We start from the raw sequence: 24,691 nt of genomic DNA on the forward strand, positions 1-24,691 counted from the left end.
ACAATGTGTCCAGATTGCGCGTACGGTGGGCTCGACGCTAATCGGACAATATGTCCACTTAATCGGAGGTCGGATCATGAGCACCCTGTTGCACCTCGACGCCAGCGCCCGGCGACGGTCGATCAGCCGGGAACTGAGCGGCGCCTTCGCCGACGCGTGGCGCACACGTCATCCGGACGGCGGCTACCACTACCGCGACCTCGCCGCCGAGCCGGTGCCGTTCATCGGCGAGGCGTGGACCGAACTGTGCGACGCCGTGCTCGCCCTGCCGAGCACCGACCCGGCGCGGCTCGGTGCCTTGGTGCGCACCCCGGCGCAGGCCGCCGCATGGAAGGTCGTCGAGCCGTTGCTCGCCGAGCTGCTCGCCGCGGATGTGATCCTGATCGGTACCCCGATGTACAACTACTCGATCCCGGCCTCGCTCAAAGCGTGGCTGGACCAGGTGACCTTTCCGCGAATGTCGCTGGGCCACCGTCGGTTCGTCGTGACGAGCGCGCGCGGCGGTGCTTACTCGCCCGGCGCACCCAAAGCCGCCTACGACTATCAGGAGCGCTTTCTGCGCGACTTCTTCGCGGGCCATTTCGCCGTCTCCGACGCCGTTTTCGTGCACGCGGAACTCGCGAATGCCCGTCAGGACCCGGCCCTGGCGCATCTGCGCGCCGAGCACGACGCGTCGTATGCGCGCGCTTCGGCCGCCGTCCGTGCTCTTGCCGGGGGGTACTGACATGAACTGGGTAGTTCTCGTCGCCGCCGGGCTGGTGGAGATCGTCTGGTCGCAGAGCATCAAACCGACCGAGAATTTCACCAGGCTGGTCCCCACCCTGGTCTGTTTCGTGCTCGGCGCGACCGCTGTCTACCTGCTGTCCCGCGCCATGCAGACGTTGCCGGTCGGTACCGCCTACGCGGTGTTCACCGGCATCGGCGCACTCGGCGCGATCACCCTCGGCGTCGTGGTCCACAAGGACCCGCTCGGTGCCGGGCGCTTGCTGGCGCTCGCGTTGATCCTCGGCGGCATCGTGCTGGCCAGGATCACGAACCCGGAGTAGACCCCCGACCGCGCGGATTCGTTTGGGCGTGGGGCACTTACCGCTGACGCGTCCACCGTGTCCGAGCGCCGCGTCGCGGCGAACGCGATCGGTGAACCGGTGGGCCGGGGCGCGTCGGCCGGGGTAGGTTCGTCCTGAATCGTCAAATGATCATCGGCGAAAGGACCGTGATGCCCACACGTACCGCGCGTACTGCCTGGACCGGCACCCTGCAGGAGGGTTCGGGACAGGTCGAACTGGCCAGTTCGGGGGTCGGTAAGTACGACGTGTCGTTTCCCAAGCGTTCTGCCGAGGAGGCCGACGGCACCACCAGCCCGGAGGAACTGATCGCGGCCGCGCACTCGTCCTGCTACGCGATGGCGCTGTCGGCGCAGCTCGGCAACGCCGGCGGCACCCCGGAGAGCCTGGACGTCACCGCCGATGTGACCCTCGGCCCCGATCCGGCGGGCGGCTTCCGGATCACCGGGATCAAGCTGACCGTCCGCGGTCGCGTCTCGGGCATCGACGCGGACGCCTTCCATGCCGCGGCCGAGGCCGCCAAGGCGGGTTGCCCGGTCAGCAAAGCCCTCTCCGGCGTCGACCACATCACCCTCGACGCGGCCCTCGCGTAGCACGCCGTTGCCCCGCATCCGCCATGGGTGCGGGGCACGCAGCGTGTGCGGCGGATCAGCGCTCGCGGAAGTAGCGGCGCGCGGGCCGGATGTAGAGCGCCGGGATGGCGATCAGCACGGCGATGACGTGAACCGCGCGGAACGCGGCGAGCAGCAGCGACGCGGGTGCGGCAGCCCGGACGAGGTCGCGCAGTTCGTTCGCGGACATGGCCGCGGCGAGCGGCTCGATGATCAACGACAACAACCCGAAGACGCCGATGCCGACCGTGAGCAGCAGGCGGGCCCATCGGTCGCCGCGGGTCATCCGCACCGCGACGGCGAGCACCAGAAGGTAGATCGCCATGCGAAGGCCCAGCCCGGTCGCGACGCTCGCCGGGTCGGCCGCGGGGGACAGAAAGGCCCGCGCGATCGTCTCCGCGACGCCCGCGACCAATGCCACGACCAATGCGATGAACGCGACACGGACAGCGCGTGGTGGTCCAGCAGGGTAGCCGCGCAGGGGCTCGGTCCAGACGGGAAAGGCAGTGCCGGTCATGGGACCGACACTGCCGCAGCGCTGCTAGGCGCGAATCACTCCGCGGTAGCGGCCGCGACCCGTACCGGGGTATCGGTGCGTGTCGCGAACTCACTGAGCGCCGCGAAACCGAGGGCCAGGCAGGCCCACAGGGTCGCTGTCTCGGCCAACGACGCCACCCGGAATTGCCACAGCAAGGTGGCGGGGAAGTCCGCGCTCACCTCGTTCACGCCGGGCAGCAGGAGGTAGCCGAGCGTGGTCACCAGGACGAACGCCGCGACGCCTCCGATCAACCGGAACGTGGGAAGTTGCCCGCGCAGCGCGGTGAACACCGCCACCGCCGCGCCGACGGCCACGAGGCCCAGCACGACCGCCGCCACCCACAGCAGGGTGCGCTCGTTGATGGTGTCCGGGTCGCCCACCGCCGGTGGGTTGGCCGGGTACTTGAAGAAGGGCACCGCGACGATCGCGGCCCAACCCGCCACGCCGAGCGCCAGTGCGAGCCGTGGGCCGGTAAGCGTGGTGTGGCGGCGCGCGAAATGCGCGACCGAGGCGTAGATGGCGCCGAGTGCGAGCCCGGCCAGGCCGAGCGCGAGAAACTGCCCGAACTTCTGGCCGCCGCGGCTCACCAGCGGTTCTTCCTCGTCACCGTGGGAATGCCCGCCCGGCGCTGGGGCGTGCTCGCCGTGCGCGTGCGGCGATTCGGCGTGCGCGTGTTCGCCGGCGGAGCCGGCTTGCTCGATGGCGATGGCGGCGTCCACCTTGGGTTCACCGACGAAGTAACCGACTGTGGCGGCCAGCAGTCCGGCGATCAATCCGGCCAGCAGGCCGCGCAGCAGCAGGGTTCGGAGCGAACCGATCAGTGGCACGGAAGCCCCAGCAGGTGGCGTCCGTCGTGCATCAGCTCATGCAGGTACATCCCGCTGCGCGAGATGACGCCCTGGTCGAACCCGACCAGGTACAGCGTGAGCAGTGCGAGAAGAACGACACCGACCGTGACGAGCACGGTGGCCAGGGAATCGGTTGCCCGGCTGGGTGAATGCGCGATGGCCATTCGAGTCCTCCTTGGGATACGCGTCCCGTCGGGTGGTGGCGCGACGGTGCCGGTGTCTGGCTTTCCGGCACCGGACTCGGTGCGTGGAACACAGTGGCGCGACCGCTCCGGAATCTCACCGGAATTACCGCGTCACCCTCGCGTTTGTCCTTCGAACTGTGACACCCGCACCGCCCCGGCGTCAACCGGGTCCGGCACGGGCGTACCACGGCGTCGGGCGAGTCGCCGGGCAGGCGGGCCTGCCCGGCGGTAGGTCTCGGACTCAGTTCGCGGGCTTGGCGTCGACGTCGAGCACGACCTCGAACTCCAGCAGGGACGCACCAGTCGAGACCGGCTTCTGCCGCTCGCCCGCGTGCGCCTCGCGCGCAGGCCCATCCCGCCAAGCCGCGAAGGATTCTTCCGAATCCCATTGCGTCACCACGAAATAGCGCTTCTCACCGGCCACCGGACGCAGCAACTGGAAGCCGAGGAAGCCGGGGGAGTTCTCGACCGCGTGCGCACGGTGGGCGAACCGCTTCTCCAGCTCGGGGCCCGCGCCCTCGGGAACCTCGATCGCGTTGATCTTCACAACAGCCATGCGTCCAAGCTAGCGGCTGCTGCCGAGCAGACAATCGGTGACTCGTATTGTCGAGGCGATGTTGTACGACGAAGGCGGAGCAGGCACGCCGCTCCTGCTGCTGCACGGACTGATGGGCCGCGCGCGCACCTGGCGCGATCAGCTGGGCTGGCTGCGCGAATGCGGCCACGTCTACACCTTCGACGCCGCCGGGCACGGCAGGCCCGCGCCGGAGCAGTTGACGACCGAGGCGTTCGTCGCCGACCTCGCCGCGAGCACCGCCGCGATCGCCGAGCCGATGGTGGTGATCGGCCATTCGATGGGCGCGCTGCACGGCTGGGTGTTCGCCGCGACCCACCCCGAGCGGGTCCGGGCGCTGGTGATCGAGGACATCGCGCCGGACTTCACCGGGCGCACCGCCGCGCACTGGGCGGCCATGATCGAGGCTTGGCCGCAGCCGTTTCCCGACGACGAGGCGGTGCTGTCCTTCTTCGGACCGGTCGCCGGGCGGTACTTCCTGAATTCGTTCGAGCGTGGGCCGGAGGGGTACCGGTTGCACGGCTCGGTCACCACCTTCCGGGATATCTCCGAGGAGTGGGGAACGCGCGACTTCTGGCGGCAATGGCATGCGGTGCGAGTCCCCGCCCTGCTGCTGGAAGGCGAGCACAGCATCACCCCGCCGGGGCAGATGCGGCAGATGGCCGCCGCACACCCGGGCGCCGACTACGTCCTCGTCCCCGGCGCGGGCCACCTCGTCCACGACGACCAACCGGAGCGCTATCGAGCGGAAGTCGAGCGCTTCCTGCGACGGGTATCGGGCAGCTAGGGACTTCGGCGCTTCCGTCGGGCGACCCGATGTCGGTTCAGCTGATCACCTCGGGATGTCCGCCCTCGCCCGCCAAGGCGAACAAACCGTCGGGTGTCTGTTCGATCAGACCGTCCACCAGCAGCGAATCCAGAGCGCGGTCGCGCTGGCCCGGATCGCGGGTCCAGGCCAGATCCAGGCGCATCCGTTCCACCGGACCGCTGGCGTGCCGCAAGACGTCGAGCAGGCGACCACGCGCTTGCCGGTCGGTGCCCTCGTACTTCTGGGTGCGGCGGACCACATCGCTCACCGGACGGCCCGCGGCGACCCACGCGCAGCTCGGCAACGGGCAGCGCGAGCAGTCGGGCGTGCGCGCAGTGCACACGGTCGCGCCGAGCTCCATCAGGGCGGCGGAGAACACCGCCGCGCGGTCGATCTGGAGCGGCAGCAGCGCCTCGGTTTCGGGGAGGTCCCGCGACGACGGATTGCCCGCCTCGGCGCGCCCGTGCACCGCCCTGGCAACCACCCGCCGGACGTTGGTGTCCACCACCGGAACACGCTGACCGTAGGCGAAGCAGGCGACGGCGCGCGCGGTGTAGGCGCCGATACCGGGCAACCCGAGCAGCACCTCCACATCGGCGGGCACCTCGTCACCGTGCTCGGCCGCCAATACCCGGGCGCACTCGTGCAATCGCAGCGCGCGGCGTGGATAGCCCAGCTTGCCCCAGGCGCGCAGCACTTCCGCCTGCGACGAGGCGGCCATCGCCGAGGGGACCGGCCAGCGCGCCACCCACTCCCGCCAGATCGGCTCCACCCGAACGACCGGCGTCTGCTGCAGCATGATCTCGCTCATCAGAATCTGCCACGCGGTGACGCCGTCGCGGCGCCACGGCAGATCGCGCGCGGTCGCTCCGTACCAGTCCAGCAACGTGTCCGCGTCGATGCCATTCGGTGCGCCGTTCCGCACTGTCCTCACTATCCCCGTCCTACGGCCGCCAGGCGGTATTTGCCCACCCGTAACCGACCGAACTCGCTGGTAGCACAACCATCCTGCACAATGGTCGGTATGCCGGATTCCAACCCGATCAGTGCCTGGAAGTCCCTGCGTGAAGGCAACGACCGCTTCGTCAGTGGTGCGCTGCTGCATCCTAGCCAGGGTGCCGCGGACCGGGCCAAACTTGTCAGCGGCCAGCATCCGCACGCGATCTTGTTCGGTTGCGGCGACTCCCGGGTCGCCGCCGAACTGATCTTCGACCAAGGTCTCGGCGACATGTTCGTGGTGCGCACCGCGGGCCATGTGGTCGACAGCTCGGTGCTCGGTTCGATCGAGTACGGGGTGCAGGTGCTCAACGTGCCGCTCATCGTAGTGCTCGGGCACGACAGCTGCGGAGCCGTGAAGGCCACCATCGACGCGCTCGACGGCGGCGAGGTCCCCGGCGGGTTCATCCGCAGCGTGGTCGAGCGAGTCACCCCGTCCATCCTGGTCGGACGCCGGGAAGGACTGTCCACCGTCGACGAGATCGAGGCCAGGCACGTGGTGGAGACCAGTCGCCTGCTCATGCAGCGGTCGATGATCATCTCGCAAGCGGTCGCGACCGGCGCGTGCGCCATCGCCTCCGTGACCTACAAGCTGGCCGAGGGCAAAGTGCAGCTGCACCGGGTCGTCGGCAACATCGGCGAGGAGGCCTGAGGCCGCGATCGGCCCAGCGTGCCGGCGGAATGTACTCGTCGCCCGCGGGTGCGGGCGGCCGACACGCCGTGCCCCTGAGACGATGCGCCCGACCATGCCCTTACCGTTGAGGCGTGCTGGAACCGAATGGACCGCTGCCACCGGAGATCTACTGGCGTCGACGCGTGTTCGCCATCGGAATCCTGGTGGTGGCCCTGGCGCTGGTGATCTGGGTCGTGCTCGCGGTCGCGCGCGGCGGCGACTCGCCCGGTGACTCCCGCACCGCCGGGTCCAGCACGGTCACGGCCGCGCCCGCCGACGCCGCGGCCAAGCCGTCGGGCGAGTCCGGCGCGCCGAAGACCTCCGTGGCGGCGAGCAGTGCCGCGGCAGGGCCATGCCCGGACCAATCGCTGGCGATCAAGGTGACCGTCGAGCAGCCCACTTACAAGACCGGCGAGCAGCCGGTGTTCGGCATCGTCATCACGAACATCTCGGCGGTGCCGTGCACCCGGGACATGGGCTCCGGCCTGCAACAGGTCTCGGTGCACACGCTCGACGGCCAGCGGCGTCTGTGGTCGAGCACCGACTGCTATCCGGACGGGCAGCCCGACGTCCGCACGATGAGCCGTGGCGAACAGGCGGCGTTCACCGTGACCTGGTCGGGCACCACGTCCCAGCCCAGCTGCGCGGGCGAACGCGTCCAGGTTCCCCCGGGGGCGTACAGCGTCGTCGCGCAACTCGGTTCGGTACGCAGCATGGCGGAGCCGTTCAACATCGCGTGAGAAAAGCGGTCAGCCGGCGGCCTCTTCGGGCGCGGCCCGTAGTTTGCGCAGGCCGGCTATGCGGATGGCCGAGCGGAGATCGTTGACTTCGTAGACCTTCATGGTGCTCTGCACCGGCGCGAGGCCGGGCGGCACCAGGGCCGTGGTGAAGCCGAGCCGTTCGGCTTCGGCCAGCCGTCGGTTGAGGCCGGTTACTTTGCGGACCTCGCCCGCGAGCCCCACCTCGCCGAGGATCACCCAGCCCGGCGGGATCGGAACGTCGGACTCGGCACTGGCGATGGCGAGCGCGATGGCCAGGTCGGCGGACGGCTCGACCAGCCGCATGCCGCCGACCGTCGCGGCGTAGACGTCGCTCTTGCCGAGGAACACCCGGCCCCGGCTCTGCAGGACGGCAAGCACCATGGCGACGCGGTTGTAGTCCAGGCCGCTCACCGCGCGGCGCGGCTGCGGGATCTCGGTCTTCACGGTCAGGCCCTGCACCTCGCCGACCAGCGGACGCTTGCCGTCCATCGCGACGGTCACCGCGGTGCCCGGCACGGAATCCGTCCGGTGGTGCAGGAACAGTCCGGACGGGTCGTCGACGCAGGCGATGCCGTCCTCGTGCAACTCGAAGCAGCCCACCTCGTCGGCGCTGCCGAAGCGGTTCTTGATGCCGCGCACCATGCGCAGTGTGGAGTTCTTGTCGCCTTCGAACTGCAGGACCACGTCGACCAAGTGCTCGAGCGTGCGCGGGCCCGCGACATTGCCGTCCTTGGTGACATGCCCGACCAGCAGCACCGCGATCCCGCTCGCCTTGGCCAGCGAGGTCAGCGCGGCGGTCACCTCGCGGACCTGGGTGACGCCGCCGATCACGCCGTCCACCTCCGGGGCGAGCATCGTCTGCACCGAGTCGACCACCAGCAGCGTGGGGCGCACCTGCTCGACGTGTCCGAGCACGATCGACAGGTCCGATTCCGCGGCCAGATAGACCCGGTCGTGCACCGCGCCGGTGCGATCGGCCCGCAACCGGACCTGCCCCGCCGATTCCTCGGCGGTCACGTACAGCGACTTCTCCTCGCGCTGGGCCGCCCAGCGATGCGCCACCTCGAGCAGCAGCGTCGACTTGCCCACCCCCGGCTCGCCGGACAGCAACACCACCGACCCGGGCACCACACCGCCGCCGAGCACCCGGTCCAGCTCGCTGACGCCGGTCGGCCTCGCTTTGGTGACCTTGGAATCGATCTGCGAGATCGGCGCGGCCGCGGTACTGGGCAACATCGCCTTGCGCCCGGGAGCCCCGACCGCCCCCGCCCCGGTGACCACCTCGTCGACGGTGCCCCAGGCCCCGCACTCAGGACACTTGCCCACCCACTTGGCGACTTCGTGTGAACAGGCGGAGCACCGGAAGGTCGGCTTGGTCTTTGCCACACGGGCACCATACGCACCACCGCCGACAGTGTTTGTTTTTCAGCGCCTGCGGCGCTGGGTGTTCGCGGCCCCTTTGTGGCACGCGTTTGCCCGACCGCCGCTTGCTCCTTCGTCGCCTACGCGGCGGCCGCGCAAACGCGAGCCGGGCCGCGAACCGGCAATGCTCGGTCTCGCTCCGCTCGGAAGACGTGGTCGGGGTGAGCCGGGTGCTTCGGTAGCGCGGACACGAAGGGGTACGCGGATCAGCTGTTGGAGCCCGTTCGGCGGGGGTCTTATGAGCGCCGTTCACGGAACGGTTCGTGTCCGGGTGGCGACGCAGTCGCGAGTCTCACCCGCCCGGACACGAACCGCTGAGGGGCCGCGAACCCGCCGCGCCGTAGGCGCGGCGGATCAGGGACGGCTCAGTGGCCGCCGGAGTGCTCGGCTTCGGCCGGGCCGGACTTGTCCGACTCGTGGCGCTCGGTGTGCTCGCCGGCGTCGACCGGGACCTGGACCTGGACGGTGCCGTTCTGCTTGAAGTTGAACGAGACGTTGTAGGTCGGGCCCGGGGTGACGTCCCTGGTGAGGCCGGTGATCTCGATCAGGATCGGATTGGCTTCCGGGTCGTCGGAGGCGGCCGGGGAGCCGTGCTCGCCGGCGCCGTGCGAGTCGGCGGTGGTGGTCGGCGCGGCGGAACGGGGCGCGGAGGTGGGCGCGGCGGCGCTCGTGGTCGGCGCGGCGCTGGTCGTGGTGGACGCGGCTTCGCGCTTGACCGGGTGGTCGGCCGCGACGACGGTCTGCTGCGGGGCGAGCTCGACGACGGACTTGCCGGAGGCCGGGGTGATCTTGACGGTGCCGAGGTCGGTGGTGATGCTGGTCAACTCGTCGCGGACGGACTCGCTGTTGTTGATGATGGACAACGCGATGAGCGCCTTGCCGCCTTTGGCGTTGTTGTAGGCGGTGCCCTCGGTGGGGTACACGATGTGCACGTTGCGCAGCGCGATGCGGCCGACGTCGGCGTGGTTGCCGTTCACGGCGGCGACCTGCTCCGCGGTCTGCGAGATCTGGCCCGCGCCGCAGCCCGACAGCGCGATCGCCGCTCCGGCGGCGAGTGCGGCAACCGTCACCATGCGACGTCGCGCCCCCTTCGGGGCGGTCACAGCTTTCAGGGCAGTCACGGGTTGTCCCTCCATGTCGACCGGGCTCTGGCTCCGCGCGGGAGCGTAGTAACTAGGCAGCGTAGTAGTTCCCTCGGCGGACCGGGCGCGGGGGCCGTGGGAACGCGGACGCGGCATCGCGAAGCGAAGGTGCGGTGTGCGGCGGGCCACCGGACATCCGGGCCGACACCCGGCGTGTCGATAACGGTTCGATCGAGCTTCGGAGGTTGCCGCGAAGGTGCCGGCGCGCGGGAGGCGAGCGACTCGGAACGAGCCGGGAGATAACCCCTTCTGGCACAACGTAATGCACACCGCCTGGCATCTGTCAAGCCCCACGGTAGCCTCGTTGTGGCCCTGACCTGCACAGTTGATCGCGCCGTTATCGAGTCGCATGTTAAACTGTGAACATCGAAAGGGGCACGGGACACATGATTTTTAAGGTCGGAGACACCGTCGTTTACCCCCACCACGGAGCGGCGCTGATCGAAGCAATCGAGACTCGCACCATCAAGGGTGAGCAAAAAGAGTATCTGGTCCTGAAGGTCGCCCAAGGCGATCTCACTGTTCGGGTTCCCGCGGAGAACGCCGAATACGTCGGCGTGCGTGACGTCGTGGGTCAGGAGGGTCTCGATCGGGTCTTCCAGGTGCTTCGCGCGCCGCATACGGAGGAGCCGACCAACTGGTCCCGCCGCTACAAGGCCAACCTCGAGAAGCTCGCCTCCGGCGATGTGAACAAGGTGGCCGAGGTCGTTCGCGATCTGTGGCGCCGGGAACAGGACCGCGGCCTGTCCGCAGGCGAGAAGCGCATGCTCGCCAAGGCGCGGCAGATTCTTGTCGGTGAGCTCGCGCTGGCCGAAGGCACCGATGACGGCAAGGCCGAGACCCTGCTCGATGAGGTCCTCGCAGCGGCTTCCTGACCGTGAACACACCTGACAACGGTGTCCGTTCCACCGACGGACCCGTCGTTGCTCTGGTGCCTGCCGCCGGCCGTGGCGTGCGTCTGGGTGAATCCACACCCAAGGCGTTCGTCCCGGTCGGCGGCACGCCCATGGTCCGGCTCGCCGTCGAAGGCTTGATCGCCTCCGGCGCGGTCGACCGCATCATCGTGATGGTTCCCACCGAACTCGTCGACAGCGCCGTTGCCCTGCTGCCGCCCACGAGTTCGGTTCAGGTGGTCGTCGGCGGCGCCGAACGCATCGACTCGGTGCGGGCGGGTATCGCCGCGGCGCCCGACGCCGCCTACTTCCTGGTGCACGACGCCGCCCGAGCCCTCACCCCGCCCGAGCTCATCGCGCGGGTCGCGGCGGAACTGCGCGCGGGCCGCCCCGCAGTGGTTCCCGGGCTCCCGGTGGCCGACACCATCAAGTCCGTCGACGCGGTCGGCGCCGTGACCGGTACTCCCGATCGCGCCTGCTTACGCGCGATCCAGACGCCGCAGGGCTTCGCGGCGGATCTCCTGCGCTCCGCGTACGCGCCCGAGGGCATTCAGGCCACCGACGACGCGGGGCTGGTCGAGCGGCTCGGCGTCGCGGTCCACACCATCCCCGGCGATCCGCTGGCTTTCAAGATCACCACTCCGCTCGACCTCCGGCTCGCGGGCGCGGTGCTCGACGGCGCCGGCCTCGGACGGGTGGTGGCGCCGTGACCATGCGCGTTGGCATCGGCAGCGACGTCCATCCGATCGAAGCGGGCCGGCCCTGCTGGATGGCCGGTCTGCTGTTCGACGGCGACGACGGCTGCTCCGGTCACTCGGACGGCGACGTCGCCGCGCACGCGCTGTGCGACGCGCTGCTGTCCGCGGCGGGTCTCGGCGATGTCGGCGCGGTGTTCGGCACCGGCCGCCCGGAATGGGCGGGTGTCTCCGGCGCGGCCATGCTGAAGGAAGTGCGCAGGCTCCTGGACGAGGCTGGCTTCGAAGTGGTCAACGCCGCGGTGCAGGTCATCGGCAACCGGCCCAAGATCGGGCCCCGGCGCGCCGAGGCGCAACAAGTGCTCGGCGAGCTGCTCGACGCGCCGGTCTCGGTGTCCGGCACCACCACCGACGGGCTCGGCCTGACCGGTCGGGGCGAGGGCGTCGCCGCCGTGGCGACGGCTCTGCTGCAAGCCTGTCGTTGATCCAGCTCCGGCGGACCCGAGCCGGTCCGTGAACGACCTTATACACCAGCTAGGATCGACTGCCGTGACGCTGCGCCTCTTTGACACCGACACGCGGACCGTGCGCGATTTCGCGCCCTTGGTCCCCGGCCGTGCTTCGGTGTACCTCTGTGGCGCCACCGTGCAGGGCGAGCCGCACATCGGCCATGTGCGCAGCGGAGTCGCCTTCGACGTGCTGCGACGCTGGCTGCTCGCGCACGACATCGACGTCCTCTTCATCCGCAACGTCACCGATATCGAGGACAAGATCCTGATCAAGGCCGCCGAGGCGGGCAGGCCGTGGTGGGAGTGGGCTGCCACGCACGAGCGTGCCTTCGATCGCGCCTACGAGCAGCTCGGTGTGCTGCCGCCGTCCGCGGAACCGCGCGCCACCGGCCATATCACCCAGATGGTCGAGATGATGCAGCGGCTGATCGAGCGCGGTCATGCCTACGCCTCGGCCGGCAACGTGTACTTCGACGTGGTCAGCTATCCCGATTACGGCAAGCTGTCCGGCCACCGGCTCGACGACGTGCACCAGGGCGAGAGCGCAGGCGAGGGCAAACGCGACCCGCGCGATTTCACCCTGTGGAAAGCGGCCAAGCCGGGCGAGCCGACTTGGCCCTCGCCGTGGGGTCATGGCCGCCCGGGGTGGCACCTGGAGTGCTCCGCGATGGCCGAGTTCTATCTCGGTCCGGACTTCGACATCCATTGCGGCGGTATGGATCTGGTGTTCCCGCACCACGAGAACGAGATCGCTCAGTCGAAGGGCGCCGGGGACGGCTTCGCCAGGTACTGGCTGCACAACGGCTGGGTGACCATGGGCGGGGAGAAGATGTCCAAGTCACTGGGCAACGTGCTGTCCGTGCCGAACGTGCTGAAGCAGGTCCGTGCCGTCGAACTGCGGTTCTACCTCGGGAGCGCGCACTACCGTTCGATGCTGGAGTACTCGGACAAGGCGCTGCACGACGCGGCGCAGTCCTACCAGCGCATCGAGGCGTTCGTGAACCGGGTGGTGGACCGGGCCGGTGTGATTCCGGTGGGCAAGTGGACCGACGCGTTCGCCGCCGCCCTCGATGACGATCTCGCGGTGCCGAAGGCGCTGGCGGAGATCCATCGGGTGGTGCACGAGGGCAACAAGGCGTTGGAGGCAGGCGCGATCGACTCGGCGCGCGACTTGGCGAGCCAGGTGCGCGCCATGCTCGCCATCCTCGGTGTCGACCCGCTGGACCCGCACTGGTACACCCCTGGTGATTCCTCCGCCGCGCTCGGCGCTCTCGACGTGCTGGTGCGAGCGGAACTCGACCGCCGTCAGGAAGCGCGCGCCACGAAGGACTGGGCGACCGCCGACGCCGTGCGCGATCGCCTGCAGTCGGCGGGTATCGAGGTCACCGACACCGCCGGCGGTCCCGACTGGGCGCTCGGCGCACCGCAATCCGGAAAGGCCCAGTGATGGCAGGCAATTCACAGCGCCGAGGTGCGGTGCGCAAGAGCGGCACCAAGAAGGGCGCCGTGGTCGGCTCCGGCGGCAAGCGCAGGCGCGGATTGGAGGGGCGTGGCGCCACTCCGCCCGCCGAGATGCGGACCAAGCATCCCGCCGCCAAGCGCGCGGCCGCGAAAGCCAAAGCGACGCAAGCGCGCTCGACCGCCCGCGGCGGGACCGCCCGGCCCGCCGGACGCAAGACCGACGACGGTCCGGAGTTGGTGCTCGGGCGCAATCCGGTGGTCGAGTGCCTGCGCGCGGGCGTGCCCGCGACGGCGCTCTACGTCGCGGTCGGCACCGAGAACGACGACCGGTTGACCGAGAGCGTGCGGCTCGCCGCCGACACCGGCATCTCCATCCTGGAGGTACCGCGCACCGACTTGGACCGGTTGAGCGCCAACGGACTGCATCAGGGCGTCGCCCTCCAGGTGCCGCCGTATCGCTACGCCCACCCGGACGACCTGCTCGACCGGGCGCGCGGATCCGCGCAGCCCGCTCTGCTCGTCGCGCTGGACAACATCTCCGACCCGCGCAACCTGGGCGCGGTGGTGCGTTCGGTGGCGGCCTTCGGCGGCCACGGCGTCCTGATCCCGCAGCGGCGCAGCGCGAGCGTCACCGCGGTGGCCTGGCGCACCAGCGCGGGCGCCGCCGCTCGGCTTCCGGTCGCGCGCGCGACGAATCTCACACGCACACTGAAGGATTGGGCGGCTCAGGGCGTTCAGATCGTCGGCTTGGACGCCGGGGGCAACACCTCGCTGGACGATTTCGACGGCCGCGAGCCGACCGTGATCGTGGTCGGTTCGGAGGGGAAGGGCCTGTCCCGCCTGGTCCGGGAGTCCTGTGACGCGATTCTGTCGATTCCGATGGCGGGTCCGGTGGAATCGCTGAACGCGTCGGTCGCCGCAGGTGTCGTGCTCTCCGAAGTCGCCCGCCAGCGCCGCGCCTGAGCGCGGTTTCCGCCTCGTACGCCTAAAAACCCGGAGAGGCCGCCCCGCCCAGTAGAATTCGGCTGGTGGTGATACCCAATCAGCCCATTGGTGCGCCGGTCGAGCATCCGAACGCGACGGCGGTGTTGTTTCTCGGCGCGGCGAGCGTCCTTTGCTGCGGGGTGCTCGGGCCGGTGGCGTGGGCGCTGGGACGGCGCGCGCTCGACCAGATCGAGGAATCCGGCGGCGCGTACGGTGGCCGGGCCCAGGTGCTGGTGGGCTACGTCCTCGGCGTCATCGGCACCGTCCTGATGATCATCGTCGCGGTGCTGTTCCTGCTCATCCTGATCGGCGGTAATGCTTGAGCGATGCCGCGGGGCCACGCTGTGGGCCGACGGGACCTAGTCCAGACTCGGCCGGTCACCCTCCGCGGCGTCCCAGGCGGGCCATTCCGAGCTGACGCTGCCCGACCAACTGGGCTGCCTGCGATCCCGGAACGCGGCCATGGCCTCGCCGCCGTCGACGCTCTTGGATGCGTGCTGGTTGAGTTCGGTCTCCATTTGGCCGACCACGGCCGGGCTCATCCCGAGCCCTTCCCAGAGCAGCCGCTTGGACAGTGCCACCGGTAGCGGCGCCGAGCCGTTCGCGATGTCGTGCGCCACGGCCAGCGCGGTGGGTAGCACCTCGCCCGCGGGTAGCGAGCTGTTGGCCAGGCCCATCGCCTTCGCCTCGTCACCGTCGAACGTGCGGCCGGTGAGCATGATGTCGGCGGCGTTGGCCATGCCGACGAGCCTGGGTAGCGTCCAGTGCGCGTAGCCGTCGGCGAGGACGCCGCGACGCACCTGGTTCAGCCCGTACACCGCGTCGCGGGCGAGGTACCGCAGGTCGCACTGCAGGGCCAGGGCGAGGCCGATGCCGACCGCATGGCCGTTCACGGCCGCGATCACCGGCTTGCGCACCCGCCACGGCGGCGGATCGATGGTGGCGCTGACCTCGCCCACCCGGTTGGACAGATCCGCGCCCGCGCAGAACGCGGGCGGGGTTCCGGTGACGACCACGGCACGAATGGCGTCTTCCGCATCGCAGCGCTGCAACGCAGCGCCCAATTCGGCGGCCATCGTGGGGGTGAAGGCGTTCTGCTGGGCGGGCCGGTTGAGCGTGAGCACGGCGACGCCTCGCGAGACGTCGACGTGCAGTTCCGAACTCATGCCACAGGATGTTAGCCGACGGACGCGCAGCTGACCCGGGGCCGAAAGTCCTCCGCTATCCGCGCAGCACCTTCCGCCCGATGGCGTACTTGTGCACCTCGGTCGGCCCGTCGTAGAGCCGGAAGGCGCGCATGTCCCGGAAGATCATCTCGACCACCGTCTCGTCGCTGATCCCGATCCCGCCGAGCACCTGCACGCAGCGGTCGGCGACCTTGAACAGTTCCTCGGAGACGAACGACTTGGCGATCGAACTCTCGTGCCGCGCTTTCTGGCCGTTGTCCATCAGCCAGCACGCGTGCCAGATGGTCAGCCTGCACTGGTGCAGCGCGATCTCGTTGTCGGCGAGCATGAACGACACGCCCTCGTGTTCTCCGATCGGTTTGCCGAACGCGGTGCGGGTGCGGGCGTGCTCGATCGCGATGCTCTGGGCGCGTTCCGCGGCGCCGAGCCAGCGCATGCAGTGGGTCAGGCGAGCCGGGGCGAGCCGGAGTTGGGCGTAGCGCAGCGCCTGGCCCGCCTCGCCGAGCAGTGCCTCGCGCGGCAGCACCAGATCGTCGAAGCGGACCACACCGTGCCCGGCGACGTAGTTGCGGTCCATCGTGTTCATCGTGCGCTCGATGACGATGCCGGGCCGGTCGCCGTCGGCCAGGAACAGCGTGGGGCCCTCGGGCAGGTGCGGGTTGGCGGCCAGGCGCGCCATGATGATCCAGGTCTTCGCGCCGTTCGCGCCGGTGATCAGCCATTTACGGCCGTTGATGGTGAAGTTCTCGCCGTCGAAGGTCGCGGTGGTGGCCAGCTGGGCCGGGTCGGAGCCGGCGCCGTCGGGCTCGGTCATGGCGAAGACCGAGCGCTGGTGCCCCGCGACCACGGGGGCCAGGTAGCGCTGGACCTGGTCGGGGTCGGCCACCTTGGACAGCAGGAACATGTTGCCCTCGTCGGGCGCCGCGCAGTTCATCGCGACCGGGCCGAGCGTGGACCAGCCCGCGGCCTCGTAGATCACCGCCTGCTCGATGTGGGTCAGGCCGCGCCCGCCGAGCGACTCCGGCGCCTGCACGGTGAGCAGTTTCTCGGCGCGGGCGAGCTCGACGAGTTCCTGCCGCAGTTCGTCGGTGGGGCCGTGCGCGGTCAGGCGCGGATCCCGCTCGTAGGGGACGATCTTGTCGACGACGAATCGGCGTACTCGGTCGCGTTCGGTGGCGAGGTCGGCGGGAATCGCGAAGTCGATCATCGTTGGTCACCATTCGTTCGGGGGCGCGACGTGTCGAGCATACGAAAGCATCCGGCAATGACTGAAGGCGGCTGCCATCAATGGTGTCCTGCTTTCTCTGGACACGTCCTGAGCTGCGCCGACAATGGCTGAATCGCGGCCTCGCGTCGCCGAAAAGCTACCCCGATCGCGCGGGCCTCCCTCGAGCAGCCGAGCTCGAACTCGGTGCGCGGCTGCCGGAGTCGGTACGGCGATCAGCCTGCGGCGACGTGTGGCCGACGGCGAGCGACGACCCTCAGGGCGACGCTCCATAGCAGGCGGCGATCGCGGCGGCGCGGTCGCGCAGGGAAGTGCGCAACCACTCCGGGGCCAAGGCTTCCGCGTCCGTGGCGAGCTGCCACAGCGCCCATTCGGCATGCCGGGAATCCTGGAAGGTCACCTCCAGCCGCAACCGGCCGTCGGTCTCGGCTTCTTCGGCGCGGACGGTGAGTGCGGTGCTCACCAGGTCCTCCCGCCGGCCCGGGGCCACGCGAACCAGGACGGTGACGCGGTCGCCGCCCATCCGGAACCGTGTGCTGCGTTCCTGCCAGGCCCGGTCCAGATCGACCCGGTCCGGTCGCTGTGCCGGTTCGGGAAGTTCCTCGGCGGCCAGCACTCGCGACAACCGGTAGGTGCGGTCCGCGCCGGACCTCGTGGCCAGCAAGTAGCCCTGGCCGCGGGCGGTGACCAAGCCGATCGGGTCCACCGTGCGCCACGTCGGGGTCTGGTCCACGGCCGCGTAATGGATGCGCAACTTGTGTCCGGCGAATACCGCGCGGCGGATCTCGGTCACTATGCCGTCGGGCACCTCTTCGGCGACCAGCCGCCGGGAGAGGAGGTCGGTCTCCGGGTCGATGAGCAATCGCTGGGCCGCGTCACCGGCGGTGGCCCGATAACTTTCGGGCAGCGCGTCGACCACCTTGAGCATGGCCGAAGCGAGCGCCGAGCCCAGGCCGAATGCTTGCGCGCCGCGCCGGGTTCCGGCGACCAGCAGGGCGAGCGCCTCGTCGTGGTTCAGACCGGTGAGTTCGGTCTGGAACCCCGGTAACAACGCGAAACCGCCGTGCCGCCCGCGTTCTGCGTAGACCGGGACGCCGGCCGCGGACAGGGCTTCGATGTCGCGCAGCACCGTGCGGGTGGATACCTCCAGCTCGCGGGCGAGCGCGTCCGCGGTCAACCGACCGCGCTGACGCAGCAGCAGCACCAGCGAGACCAATCGGTCGGCGCGCATCCGAAAAACCTACCGGAATACACGACGGAGGATGTCGTGATTTGTTGGGAGGCTGTTGCGTGTACGGATTCTCGATGGATGGGAGCTGATGTGGGAGCGCAACGAACGGCGGTCAACCCGGTGACGTGGGCGGCGGAAATGGGTTTCAACCAGGGCGAGCTGGTGTCCGGGCACACCCGGACCCTGTACTGCTCCGGACAGACCGCGATGAGCGGCGACGGCAAGCCCCAGCATGACGGTGATATGGCGGCGCAGTTGGCGCTGAGCCTCGACAACCTGGAGGCCGTGCTCGGCGAGGCCGGCATGTCTCTCGCCAACCTCGTTCGGCTGAACGTCTACACCACCGACGTCGATCTGCTGTTCCCGCACTACGGTGTGCTGGCGTCGCGGTTGGGCGCCGCCGGGGTGGCGCCGGCCACCACGATGCTCGGGGTCACACGGCTGGCTGTCCCCGGCCAGATGGTCGAGCTCGAGGGCACCGCCGTCGCGTGATGCGGCGCCGCTCCTCGTGCCGGTCGAACCTGCACGAGGAGCGGGAAGGTGGTGGTTTCCCACTCCTCAGCGGCTCTGGAGCGCGTGCCGAACATCCGGGCGAACGTCGAGCCGCGCGACCGGCGCGACGCCGGCAGCGGTAGGCCGGACCGGTGCGGTGGCTCAGCGGGCGCGGGCGAGTCGGCGGTTACGGCCGCCGAGCACGCGGCAGGCGAGATAGATCAGGAACGAGATGGTGGTGACGAATGTCGAGACGGGAACGCCCGGCGCGAGCGACAGCAGGATGCCGCCGACGGCGGCGACTTCCGCGAACACCACGGCGAGCAGCGTCGCGCGGATCGGGTCCGCGGTGAGCTGGGCGGCCGCGGCGGCCGGGGTGATCAGCAAGGCGAGGACCAGCAGCGCGCCGACGATCTGCACGCCGAACGCCGCGGTGATGCCGAGCAGCACGGCGAACACGATGGACAGCGCGCGCACCGGAACACCGCGCGCCACCGCCACCTCCGGGTCGGAGCTGGCGAACAGCAGCGGCCGGTAGACGAACGCGAGCACCGCGATCACCCCGGCGGTGCAGACGGCGAGCAGGCCGAGACCGTTGTTGCCGACGCTGACCACCTGGCCGGTCAGCAGCGAGAATTTCGATCCCGCGCGGTCGGGCCCCAGCCACAGGAACAGCACCGACAGACCCAGACCGAACGAGAGCACCACCGCGATCACCGAATCGCGTTCGCGCGCACGGGTGCCGAGCAGGCCGAACAACACCGCCGCGACCACCGATCCCGCGATGGCCCCTAGCCCGACGCCGACTCCCGCCAGCAGCGCGGCGGCGGCGCCGGTCAGGGACAGCTCGCTGGTGCCGTGCACGGCGAACGACATCTGCCTGCTGATGATGAGCGGGCCGATTACTCCCGACAGCAGCCCGAGCAGCGCCGCGGCGAGCAGTGCCTGCTGGACGAAGCCGTAGGACAGCAGATTCGCCGTGGTGCCGAAGTCGAGCATCTTGCCGAGGACGCCGGAGAGCTTGTCGGTCACGACTGTGCTCCGCTCTGTTCCGGATCCGTGGGCCGGGCGGGACGGTCGCCGTTGCCATCCGGAGAGTCCGCCGAAGCCTGAGATGCCGACGGCGCGCCGTTGCCGTGTAACGAGCCGATCGCCCCGTCAGCCGCACGGTCATCCGGGAATTCGGGCGCTGTCGCCACCGCGGTGACCAGGCTCGGCGGCGACGCGTCGTCTGCCGCTCCGGTGCTCGCCGACCAGTTCGAGTTCGCGCGGTCGGCGGTGGGTGGAACCGCCGATGTTCGGGCGCCGTTGGTTGCCGGGCGGGTCGCTTGGTCGGTTCGTGCGCTGGTCTGGAAATCTGCCGAAGTTGCGGTGGCGGTTGTTTCGTTGTCGGTCGACGGTGCTCGTGGAATCGGGCGGGCGGACGCCCGGGCCGTAGCCGTTTGGTCGCCCGCGGCGGCGGCGCTGGTTACCGAGTGGGTTGTGGACAGGCCGCCCCGCGCGCTGGTTCCGGAGTCGGCCGGTATCGCGGGGGCAGCCTCGGCGTCGGTGATCGCCGGGGTCTGTGTGGTGGGTATCGGCTCTGCTGCGGACGCCCCCGTCGCGGCATCGTCCGCCGGTGCCCAGGCGGAGGCCGAGTCGCCGTGCGGGAATTCGTCACCGGCCGGGCCGTGACAGTGACCGCCCGCGGTGCCGAGCGCGTCCATGGTGTCGCCGGTGCCGACGACCACCAGACGCCCGCGTACCCGCAGGACGTCCACCTGGGTGCGGTACAGCTCCGACAGCACCGCCGAAGTCATCACCTGCTCCGGCGTCCCGATCCGGAACCTGCCGTCGACCAGGTAGAGCACCCGATCCACCAGCGGCAGAATCGGATTGATCTCGTGCGTCACGAACAGCACCGCGGTGTCGTGGGTGCGCCTTCGGCGATCGATCAGTTCGGCGACCAATCGCTGATTCGCCAGGTCCAGGCTGAGCAACGGTTCGTCGCACAGCAGCACCTTCGGATCGCCGACCAGCGCCTGCGCCACCCGCAGGCGCTGCTGCTCGCCGCCGGACATCGATTCCAGCGGCGCGTGGGCGAAGTGTTCCGCTCCGACGTCGGCGATGGCCGCGGCCACCTTGCGCTTGCGCTCGGCGCGCGAGCGCAGGCCCAGCCCCCAGCGATGCCCGTCGACGCCGAGCCCGACGAGGTCGACGCCGCGCAACTGCACCCCGGCGTCGATCGTCTTCTGCTGCGGCACATAACCGATGTCGTGATTGCCCGCGCGCGCGGGCGATCCCGCGATCCGCGCCGTGCCGGAACTCAAGCCGACTTGGCCGAGCAGCACCTTCAGCAGCGAGGTCTTGCCCGACCCGTTCGGGCCGAGTACGGCGACGAATTCGCCCGGCGCGACGGTGAGATCCAGCCCGTCCCACAATGTTCGGTCCCCGAACGAGAGGCGGGCCGCCTCCAGCCGCACTGCGGCCGAGTCGCCGCCGCTGTTCGATTGCCGCCGGTCCACCCCGTCGGTGTGCTCGGTCAGCGCGGCTCCCTCGGTCATCTGCTCAGCCCAGCGCGGCGGCCAGCGCCTGCGCGTTCTTCGTCTGCCACTGAATGTAATCCACGCCTTCGGGCAGGGTCTCGGTCACCTCGACGATGGTGACGCCCGTGTTCTGCGCGGTGCCGCGCAGGTCCTTGGTGATCTTGTCCTCGGTCTGCACGTTGTAGATCAGCGCGCGGACCCGTTTGCCCGTGAGCAGATCCTGGGTCGCCGCGACGGCCGCGGGCGCCGGGTCGGTCTCCTGCTCGACGGCTTCCTGGAACTCGTGGGGAGTCAGGTCCTCGGCGCCGGTGGCGGCCACCAGGTAGTGCGCGAGCGGTTCGGTCTGCAGCACCGGCGTCTTCGGGTGTTCGGCGGCGAGCTTGCCGGTGATGGCGGCGACCGCGGCGAGCCGGTGTTTGAAGGTCGCGGCGCGCTCGGCGTAGGCCGCGGCCTTGTCCGGGTCCAGTTCGCCGAGCTGGGCGGCGATCCGGTCGGCGACCACGTCGACGGTGCGCACGTCGTACCAGACGTGCTCGTTGTCGTCGCTCTGGTCGACGCGCACGGAGAACGCGTCCACGGTGCGCTTGTTCGTGCCCGCCACCGCTTTCTCCGCGAACTCGTCGTAGCCGCCGCCGTTGTAGACCACGAGGTCGGCATCGCTGAGCGCGGCCGACTCGACGGCGGAGGTCTCGTGGGAGTGCGGGTCGGCGGACGGATCGGTGATCAGCGACCGGACGGCGGCGTCGGGGCCTGCGACGGCGGCGGCGATGTCGCCCCATACGTCGGTGGAGGCTACGACGGTGGGCCGTCCGTCGTCGTTCGATCCGCCGCAGGCGGTCAGCGTCAGGGCGGAGGCGACCCCCACAGCGATGCCTGCGCAGATGGCAAATCCGGTTCTCACGTGGGGGTACTCCTGGCAGTGCTCTAGATCATAATGGAAATCGTTCCCGTTTAACTCTAGCAGGGGACGTCGAGGCGCGAGCCGCGAAGCCCCGCGAAAGAACGGAATGCGAAGGGCCCGGGAACGATTCCTCGTTCGCGGGCCCTCGGCTCGATACGCGCTGTCAGACCAGCGCGGCCTCCACCGGTTGTCCGAGCAACTGCGCGCAGCGCAACAGACCCAGATGGCTGTAGGCCTGCGGGTGGTTGCCCAGCGAGCGCTCGGCCACCGGGTCGTACTCCTCGCTGAGCAGCCCGGTCGGGCCGGCCACGTCGACCAGCTGCGCGAACAGCGCTTCGGCGTCGGAGCGCTTCCCGATCAGCAGGTACGCCTCGACCAGCCAGGCGGCGCACAGATGGAATCCGCCTTCGCCGCCGGGCAGACCGTCGTCGTGGTGGTAGCGGTACACCGTCGACCCGCTGCGCAGCTCGGCCTCGGTCGCCACGACAGTCGCCGCGAAGCGCGGGTCGGACGGGTCGATCAGGCCGCTCAACCCGATGTGCAGCGTCGCCGCGTCCAGGTCGGTGCCGTCGTAGGCCGCGGTGTAGGACTGGACCTCGTCGTTCCAGCCCTTCGCCTTCACCTCGTCGGCGATGGTGTCGCGCAGCACCGACCAGGCCGGATCGACCTCACGGTCGAACTTCTGCGCCAGGGTCAGCGCCCGGTCGACGGTCAGCCAGCCCATCACCTTCGAGTACACGTGGTGGCGCGGGTTGCCGCGGATCTCCCAGATGCCGTGGTCGGGCTCCTGCCAGCGCCGCTGCACGGCCGCGACCATGGCGCAGACCAGCTCCCAGTCGGCGTCGGGGAGCACGCCCGCCGGATCGGTGACGCCGCGCAGCTCCCTGGCGTGCGCCAGGGTGGCGATGAGGTCGACGATCGGACCGAAGACGTCCAGCTGCACCTGCATGTTCGCCGCGTTGCCGACGCGCACCGGGCGCGAGCCCGCGTAGCCGGGCAGCTGGTCGATCGAGGCCTCCGGCGGCAGCGTCTCGCCGTACAGCGTGTACAGCGGGTGCAGGCGCTCGGGGCCGGGCAACGTCTCCAGCACCCGGTGCACCCAGCCGAGGTAGTCCTCGGCCTCGGCGAGCGAGCCCAGCGAGACCAGCGCCTGCGCGGTCAGCGCCGCGTCGCGCAGCCAGCAGTAGCGGTAGTCCCAGTTGCGCACGCCGCCGATGTCCTCCGGCAGCGAGGTGGTCGCGGCCGCGAGGATCGAACCGGACGGCGCGTGCACCAGGCCGCGCAGGGTGAGCGCGGAGCGCTTCATCAGGTCGGGCTTGAGCGGGGGCAGCGTGAGCGTCGCGGCCCACTCCGACCAGTACCGCTCCGCCGCCCGCCGCCGCTCCGTCTCACCGGTCGCGGCGGGATCGAGATCGGCCGTGCCGCAGCGTAGTTCGAGCACGACGGGGCCCTTGGACGGGTCCACCACGGCCCGGGCCGATTCGTGGGTGCCGTCCGAGACGATCTCCCAATGCACGCCGGGGGAGCGCAGCACGATCGGGTCGTTGGTGCCGTACACGCGCAGCCCGCCCTCCTGCGCTTCGAGGTTCACCGGCACCTGGCCGAACTCCGGCCGGGGAGCGAAGGTGATCACGGCCTTCGCGTCACCGGTGATCACCCTGGTGAGATCGGTGCGGGTGGGCGCCACGTCGTGCGGCAGGTAATCGGTGACCTGCAACTTGGCCCAGCGGGTCTCCACGGTCATCGTGCCGTCGACGTAGCGTTGCGAGAGCGGCAGGCCCGGCCGTTCGGGCTCGATGGTGAAGTGACCGCCCTGCGGGCCGCCGAGCAGGTGCGCGAACACCGCGGCGGAGTCCGGTTCGGGGTGGCAGAACCACGTCACCGTGGCGTCCGGGGTGAGCAGCGCGACCGAGCGCGGGCTGGCCAGCATGGTCAGCCGCTCGATGCGCGGCGCGCTCGCGCCTGCCAGCCAGGTCCGGCGCTCCTCCAGCAGGTAGGCCAGCGCGCGGGCCACGGCCTCGGTGCTGTCCACCCGGAACTTGGCCAGGCTCTCGCCGTCGCCGACCTTGATGCCGACATCGGGCCCCGACAGCACGCGGAACGCCTTCTCGTCGGTGACGTCGTCACCGAAGAACACCGCGGCCGACGCCCCCGCCTGATGCCGGACGGTGTCCAGAGCCGTGCCCTTGTCGGTCTGCACCACGGCCAGTTCGATGACCGCCTTGCCCTCGGTGACCTGCACGCCGAACCAGCAGGCCGGGCCGAGCCGGACCTGCGACAGCGCGCGATGACCGATCTCCGGGCTGGCGTTGCGCACGTGCAGCGCGACGCTGGCCGGCTTGATCTCGACGGTGACGCCCGGATTGTCCGAGGCGATCTGGTTCAGGGCGGTCTGCACCTCTTGGAGCAGATGCTTGGCGTCGTTGTCGATCGCGTGCACGAAGCCGACGTCGAATTCCGAGCCGTGGCTGCCGATGAGTTGCACCTCGACGGGCAGGCGCGACAGCGCCGCGAGATCTCGCAGCGCGCGGCCGGAGATCACGGCGGCGGTGGTCCCGGTCAGGCCGGCAAGGGCTCGTAACGCGCTCACCGATTCCCGATGGGGGAAGGCTTTGGCCGGGTCGGACACGATGGGCGCGAGTGTCCCGTCGTAGTCCGATGCGACCAGCAGCCGTGGCACGCGCGCGACCGTCGACAGTGCACGGCGAAGTTCCAGTGGCAGATCCTGTGCGCTCACGCATCCAACCTAGTGATCGGAGGAGTTTTTTCAGGGGCGGGCAAAACAATACTGGGTTGAATTTGCCGCACAGCAACACACCGGTCCGCGTGCGCACCATAACGCACGAGCTGAACCGGTGTCCGCTGGATCTGCCCAGCTGACGCCAACGGGATCCGGGTAGGTGAGCTTCGTCGCAGCACGCGAGCCCTTCGGGCCCGGCGCGGTGACCGGGCGCCGAAATCACTCG

The 24,691-nt window shown here is 70.0% G+C and carries 26 protein-coding genes and 1 pseudogene; 13 read left to right on the top strand and 14 right to left on the bottom strand.

Annotated elements, in window-relative coordinates:
- Positions 1–76 precede the first annotated feature (76 nt).
- From ACWEKR_RS21950 to ACWEKR_RS21960, 3 genes are all read left to right on the top strand, one after another.
- Positions 77–724, top strand: a complete 648-nt coding sequence (locus ACWEKR_RS21950) for an FMN-dependent NADH-azoreductase (protein WP_452356043.1) — start codon at positions 77–79, stop codon at positions 722–724.
- A 1-nt stretch (position 725) separates the two neighbouring features.
- On the top strand, positions 726–1,046 hold the full coding sequence (locus tag ACWEKR_RS21955; protein WP_452356044.1) for a DMT family transporter: 321 nt from the start codon (positions 726–728) through the stop codon (positions 1,044–1,046).
- Between the two features lie 170 nt (positions 1,047–1,216).
- Entirely contained in the window at positions 1,217–1,657 is a 441-nt protein-coding gene (locus ACWEKR_RS21960; protein WP_452356045.1) for an OsmC family peroxiredoxin, read from the top strand.
- Positions 1,658–1,712: 55 nt separating this feature from the next.
- Here the strand turns inward: ACWEKR_RS21960 and ACWEKR_RS21965 are convergent, their stop codons facing one another.
- The 4 genes from ACWEKR_RS21965 to mhuD all read right to left on the bottom strand — a co-directional run bounded on the left by ACWEKR_RS21965 (position 1,713) and on the right by mhuD (position 3,802).
- Entirely contained in the window at positions 1,713–2,192 is a 480-nt protein-coding gene (locus ACWEKR_RS21965) for a hypothetical protein (protein WP_452356046.1), read from the bottom strand.
- Between the two features lie 35 nt (positions 2,193–2,227).
- A complete protein-coding gene (locus ACWEKR_RS21970) occupies positions 2,228–3,040 on the bottom strand; it encodes a CbtA family protein (protein ID WP_452356047.1) in 813 nt (270 codons plus the stop codon).
- The gene (locus ACWEKR_RS21975; RefSeq protein WP_039794710.1) at positions 3,031–3,225 is read right to left on the bottom strand and encodes a CbtB domain-containing protein; all 195 of its coding nucleotides are present in this window, start codon (positions 3,223–3,225) and stop codon (positions 3,031–3,033) included. Before ACWEKR_RS21975 ends, ACWEKR_RS21970 begins: the two co-directional genes overlap by 10 nt.
- A 262-nt stretch (positions 3,226–3,487) precedes the next feature.
- Positions 3,488–3,802 (bottom strand): mycobilin-forming heme oxygenase MhuD, encoded by a 315-nt coding sequence (gene mhuD, locus ACWEKR_RS21980; RefSeq protein ID WP_039794711.1) that lies wholly within the window; start codon positions 3,800–3,802, stop codon positions 3,488–3,490.
- A 58-nt stretch (positions 3,803–3,860) separates the two neighbouring features.
- Between mhuD and ACWEKR_RS21985 the strand changes: the two genes are divergently transcribed.
- Positions 3,861–4,607, top strand: coding sequence for an alpha/beta fold hydrolase (locus ACWEKR_RS21985; protein ID WP_452356048.1), 747 nt, complete (start codon positions 3,861–3,863; stop codon positions 4,605–4,607).
- A 37-nt stretch (positions 4,608–4,644) separates the two neighbouring features.
- Here the strand turns inward: ACWEKR_RS21985 and ACWEKR_RS21990 are convergent, their stop codons facing one another.
- The gene (locus tag ACWEKR_RS21990) at positions 4,645–5,562 is read right to left on the bottom strand and encodes an A/G-specific adenine glycosylase (protein ID WP_452356049.1); all 918 of its coding nucleotides are present in this window, start codon (positions 5,560–5,562) and stop codon (positions 4,645–4,647) included.
- A gap of 90 nt (positions 5,563–5,652) precedes the next feature.
- Here ACWEKR_RS21990 and ACWEKR_RS21995 point away from each other — a divergent pair, with 90 nt between their 5' ends.
- Positions 5,653–6,276: a carbonic anhydrase gene (locus ACWEKR_RS21995; protein ID WP_063022306.1), complete on the top strand. Its 624-nt coding sequence runs from the start codon at positions 5,653–5,655 to the stop codon at positions 6,274–6,276.
- A gap of 113 nt (positions 6,277–6,389) precedes the next feature.
- Positions 6,390–7,037: a hypothetical protein gene (locus ACWEKR_RS22000; RefSeq protein WP_195088588.1), complete on the top strand. Its 648-nt coding sequence runs from the start codon at positions 6,390–6,392 to the stop codon at positions 7,035–7,037.
- Positions 7,038–7,046: 9 nt separating this feature from the next.
- Here ACWEKR_RS22000 and radA read toward each other — a convergent pair whose 3' ends face one another.
- Positions 7,047–8,444 (bottom strand): DNA repair protein RadA, encoded by a 1,398-nt coding sequence (gene radA, locus ACWEKR_RS22005; RefSeq protein ID WP_452356050.1) that lies wholly within the window; start codon positions 8,442–8,444, stop codon positions 7,047–7,049.
- 401 nt (positions 8,445–8,845) lie between these two features.
- On the bottom strand, positions 8,846–9,553 hold the full coding sequence (locus tag ACWEKR_RS22010) for a hypothetical protein (protein WP_452356124.1): 708 nt from the start codon (positions 9,551–9,553) through the stop codon (positions 8,846–8,848).
- 455 nt (positions 9,554–10,008) lie between these two features.
- On the opposite strand from ACWEKR_RS22010, the gene carD reads away from it, so the two are divergent.
- The 6 genes from carD to ACWEKR_RS22040 all read left to right on the top strand — a co-directional run bounded on the left by carD (position 10,009) and on the right by ACWEKR_RS22040 (position 14,487).
- Positions 10,009–10,497: an RNA polymerase-binding transcription factor CarD gene (gene carD / locus ACWEKR_RS22015; RefSeq protein WP_011206964.1), complete on the top strand. Its 489-nt coding sequence runs from the start codon at positions 10,009–10,011 to the stop codon at positions 10,495–10,497.
- A 2-nt stretch (positions 10,498–10,499) separates the two neighbouring features.
- On the top strand, positions 10,500–11,225 hold the full coding sequence (ispD, locus tag ACWEKR_RS22020) for a 2-C-methyl-D-erythritol 4-phosphate cytidylyltransferase (RefSeq protein WP_452356051.1): 726 nt from the start codon (positions 10,500–10,502) through the stop codon (positions 11,223–11,225).
- 2 nt (positions 11,226–11,227) lie between these two features.
- Entirely contained in the window at positions 11,228–11,695 is a 468-nt protein-coding gene (gene ispF, locus ACWEKR_RS22025) for a 2-C-methyl-D-erythritol 2,4-cyclodiphosphate synthase (protein WP_159842286.1), read from the top strand.
- Between the two features lie 64 nt (positions 11,696–11,759).
- Entirely contained in the window at positions 11,760–13,166 is a 1,407-nt protein-coding gene (gene cysS, locus ACWEKR_RS22030; protein WP_452356052.1) for a cysteine--tRNA ligase, read from the top strand.
- Positions 13,166–14,143, top strand: coding sequence for a 23S rRNA (guanosine(2251)-2'-O)-methyltransferase RlmB (gene rlmB / locus ACWEKR_RS22035; RefSeq protein WP_452356053.1), 978 nt, complete (start codon positions 13,166–13,168; stop codon positions 14,141–14,143). Before cysS ends, rlmB begins: the two co-directional genes overlap by 1 nt.
- 65 nt (positions 14,144–14,208) lie before the next feature.
- Positions 14,209–14,487, top strand: a complete 279-nt coding sequence (locus tag ACWEKR_RS22040; protein WP_159841964.1) for a DUF4190 domain-containing protein — start codon at positions 14,209–14,211, stop codon at positions 14,485–14,487.
- Between the two features lie 36 nt (positions 14,488–14,523).
- Here the strand turns inward: ACWEKR_RS22040 and ACWEKR_RS22045 are convergent, their stop codons facing one another.
- The 3 genes from ACWEKR_RS22045 to ACWEKR_RS22055 all read right to left on the bottom strand — a co-directional run bounded on the left by ACWEKR_RS22045 (position 14,524) and on the right by ACWEKR_RS22055 (position 17,807).
- Positions 14,524–15,330 carry an enoyl-CoA hydratase/isomerase family protein gene (locus ACWEKR_RS22045; RefSeq protein WP_452356054.1) on the bottom strand — a complete coding sequence of 269 codons (807 nt, stop codon included), beginning with the start codon at positions 15,328–15,330 and terminating at the stop codon, positions 14,524–14,526.
- Positions 15,331–15,385: 55 nt separating this feature from the next.
- Positions 15,386–16,558: an acyl-CoA dehydrogenase family protein gene (locus ACWEKR_RS22050; RefSeq protein WP_452356055.1), complete on the bottom strand. Its 1,173-nt coding sequence runs from the start codon at positions 16,556–16,558 to the stop codon at positions 15,386–15,388.
- 274 nt (positions 16,559–16,832) lie between these two features.
- Entirely contained in the window at positions 16,833–17,807 is a 975-nt protein-coding gene (locus ACWEKR_RS22055; RefSeq protein ID WP_452356056.1) for a helix-turn-helix transcriptional regulator, read from the bottom strand.
- Positions 17,808–17,885: 78 nt separating this feature from the next.
- On the opposite strand from ACWEKR_RS22055, the gene ACWEKR_RS22060 reads away from it, so the two are divergent.
- Positions 17,886–18,299 (top strand): RidA family protein, encoded by a 414-nt coding sequence (locus ACWEKR_RS22060; RefSeq protein ID WP_452356057.1) that lies wholly within the window; start codon positions 17,886–17,888, stop codon positions 18,297–18,299.
- Positions 18,300–18,461: 162 nt separating this feature from the next.
- On the opposite strand, the gene ACWEKR_RS22065 is transcribed toward ACWEKR_RS22060, so the two are convergent.
- From ACWEKR_RS22065 to otsB, 4 genes and pseudogenes are all read right to left on the bottom strand, one after another.
- Positions 18,462–19,331, bottom strand: a complete 870-nt coding sequence (locus tag ACWEKR_RS22065) for a metal ABC transporter permease (RefSeq protein ID WP_452356058.1) — start codon at positions 19,329–19,331, stop codon at positions 18,462–18,464.
- Positions 19,332–19,978: 647 nt separating this feature from the next.
- Positions 19,979–20,842: pseudogene (locus ACWEKR_RS22070) on the bottom strand (metal ABC transporter ATP-binding protein); the annotation flags it as partial.
- 4 nt (positions 20,843–20,846) lie between these two features.
- On the bottom strand, positions 20,847–21,725 hold the full coding sequence (locus tag ACWEKR_RS22075) for a metal ABC transporter solute-binding protein, Zn/Mn family (RefSeq protein ID WP_452356059.1): 879 nt from the start codon (positions 21,723–21,725) through the stop codon (positions 20,847–20,849).
- A 163-nt stretch (positions 21,726–21,888) separates the two neighbouring features.
- A complete protein-coding gene (gene otsB, locus ACWEKR_RS22080; protein ID WP_195088570.1) occupies positions 21,889–24,462 on the bottom strand; it encodes a trehalose-phosphatase in 2,574 nt (857 codons plus the stop codon).
- Between the last annotated feature and the right edge of the window lie 229 nt (positions 24,463–24,691).

The organism is Nocardia sp. NPDC004573, assembly GCF_053602135.1.

Bases quoted from the DNA above. Each gene is read 5' to 3' on its own strand.
- ACWEKR_RS21950 (WP_452356043.1), top strand. From the start codon at position 77: ATGAGCACCCTGTTGCACCTCGACGCCAGCGCCCGGCGACGGTCGATC.
- ACWEKR_RS21955 (WP_452356044.1), top strand. From the start codon at position 726: ATGAACTGGGTAGTTCTCGTCGCCGCCGGGCTGGTGGAGATCGTCTGG.
- ACWEKR_RS21960 (WP_452356045.1), top strand. From the start codon at position 1,217: ATGCCCACACGTACCGCGCGTACTGCCTGGACCGGCACCCTGCAGGAG.
- ACWEKR_RS21965 (WP_452356046.1), bottom strand. From the start codon at position 2,192: ATGACCGGCACTGCCTTTCCCGTCTGGACCGAGCCCCTGCGCGGCTAC.
- ACWEKR_RS21975 (WP_039794710.1), bottom strand. From the start codon at position 3,225: ATGGCCATCGCGCATTCACCCAGCCGGGCAACCGATTCCCTGGCCACC.
- mhuD (WP_039794711.1), bottom strand. From the start codon at position 3,802: ATGGCTGTTGTGAAGATCAACGCGATCGAGGTTCCCGAGGGCGCGGGC.
- ACWEKR_RS21985 (WP_452356048.1), top strand. From the start codon at position 3,861: ATGTTGTACGACGAAGGCGGAGCAGGCACGCCGCTCCTGCTGCTGCAC.
- ACWEKR_RS21995 (WP_063022306.1), top strand. From the start codon at position 5,653: ATGCCGGATTCCAACCCGATCAGTGCCTGGAAGTCCCTGCGTGAAGGC.
- ACWEKR_RS22010 (WP_452356124.1), bottom strand. From the start codon at position 9,553: ATGGTGACGGTTGCCGCACTCGCCGCCGGAGCGGCGATCGCGCTGTCG.
- carD (WP_011206964.1), top strand. From the start codon at position 10,009: ATGATTTTTAAGGTCGGAGACACCGTCGTTTACCCCCACCACGGAGCG.
- ispF (WP_159842286.1), top strand. From the start codon at position 11,228: ATGCGCGTTGGCATCGGCAGCGACGTCCATCCGATCGAAGCGGGCCGG.
- rlmB (WP_452356053.1), top strand. From the start codon at position 13,166: ATGGCAGGCAATTCACAGCGCCGAGGTGCGGTGCGCAAGAGCGGCACC.
- ACWEKR_RS22045 (WP_452356054.1), bottom strand. From the start codon at position 15,330: ATGAGTTCGGAACTGCACGTCGACGTCTCGCGAGGCGTCGCCGTGCTC.
- ACWEKR_RS22050 (WP_452356055.1), bottom strand. From the start codon at position 16,558: ATGATCGACTTCGCGATTCCCGCCGACCTCGCCACCGAACGCGACCGA.
- ACWEKR_RS22055 (WP_452356056.1), bottom strand. From the start codon at position 17,807: ATGCGCGCCGACCGATTGGTCTCGCTGGTGCTGCTGCTGCGTCAGCGC.
- ACWEKR_RS22060 (WP_452356057.1), top strand. From the start codon at position 17,886: ATGGGAGCTGATGTGGGAGCGCAACGAACGGCGGTCAACCCGGTGACG.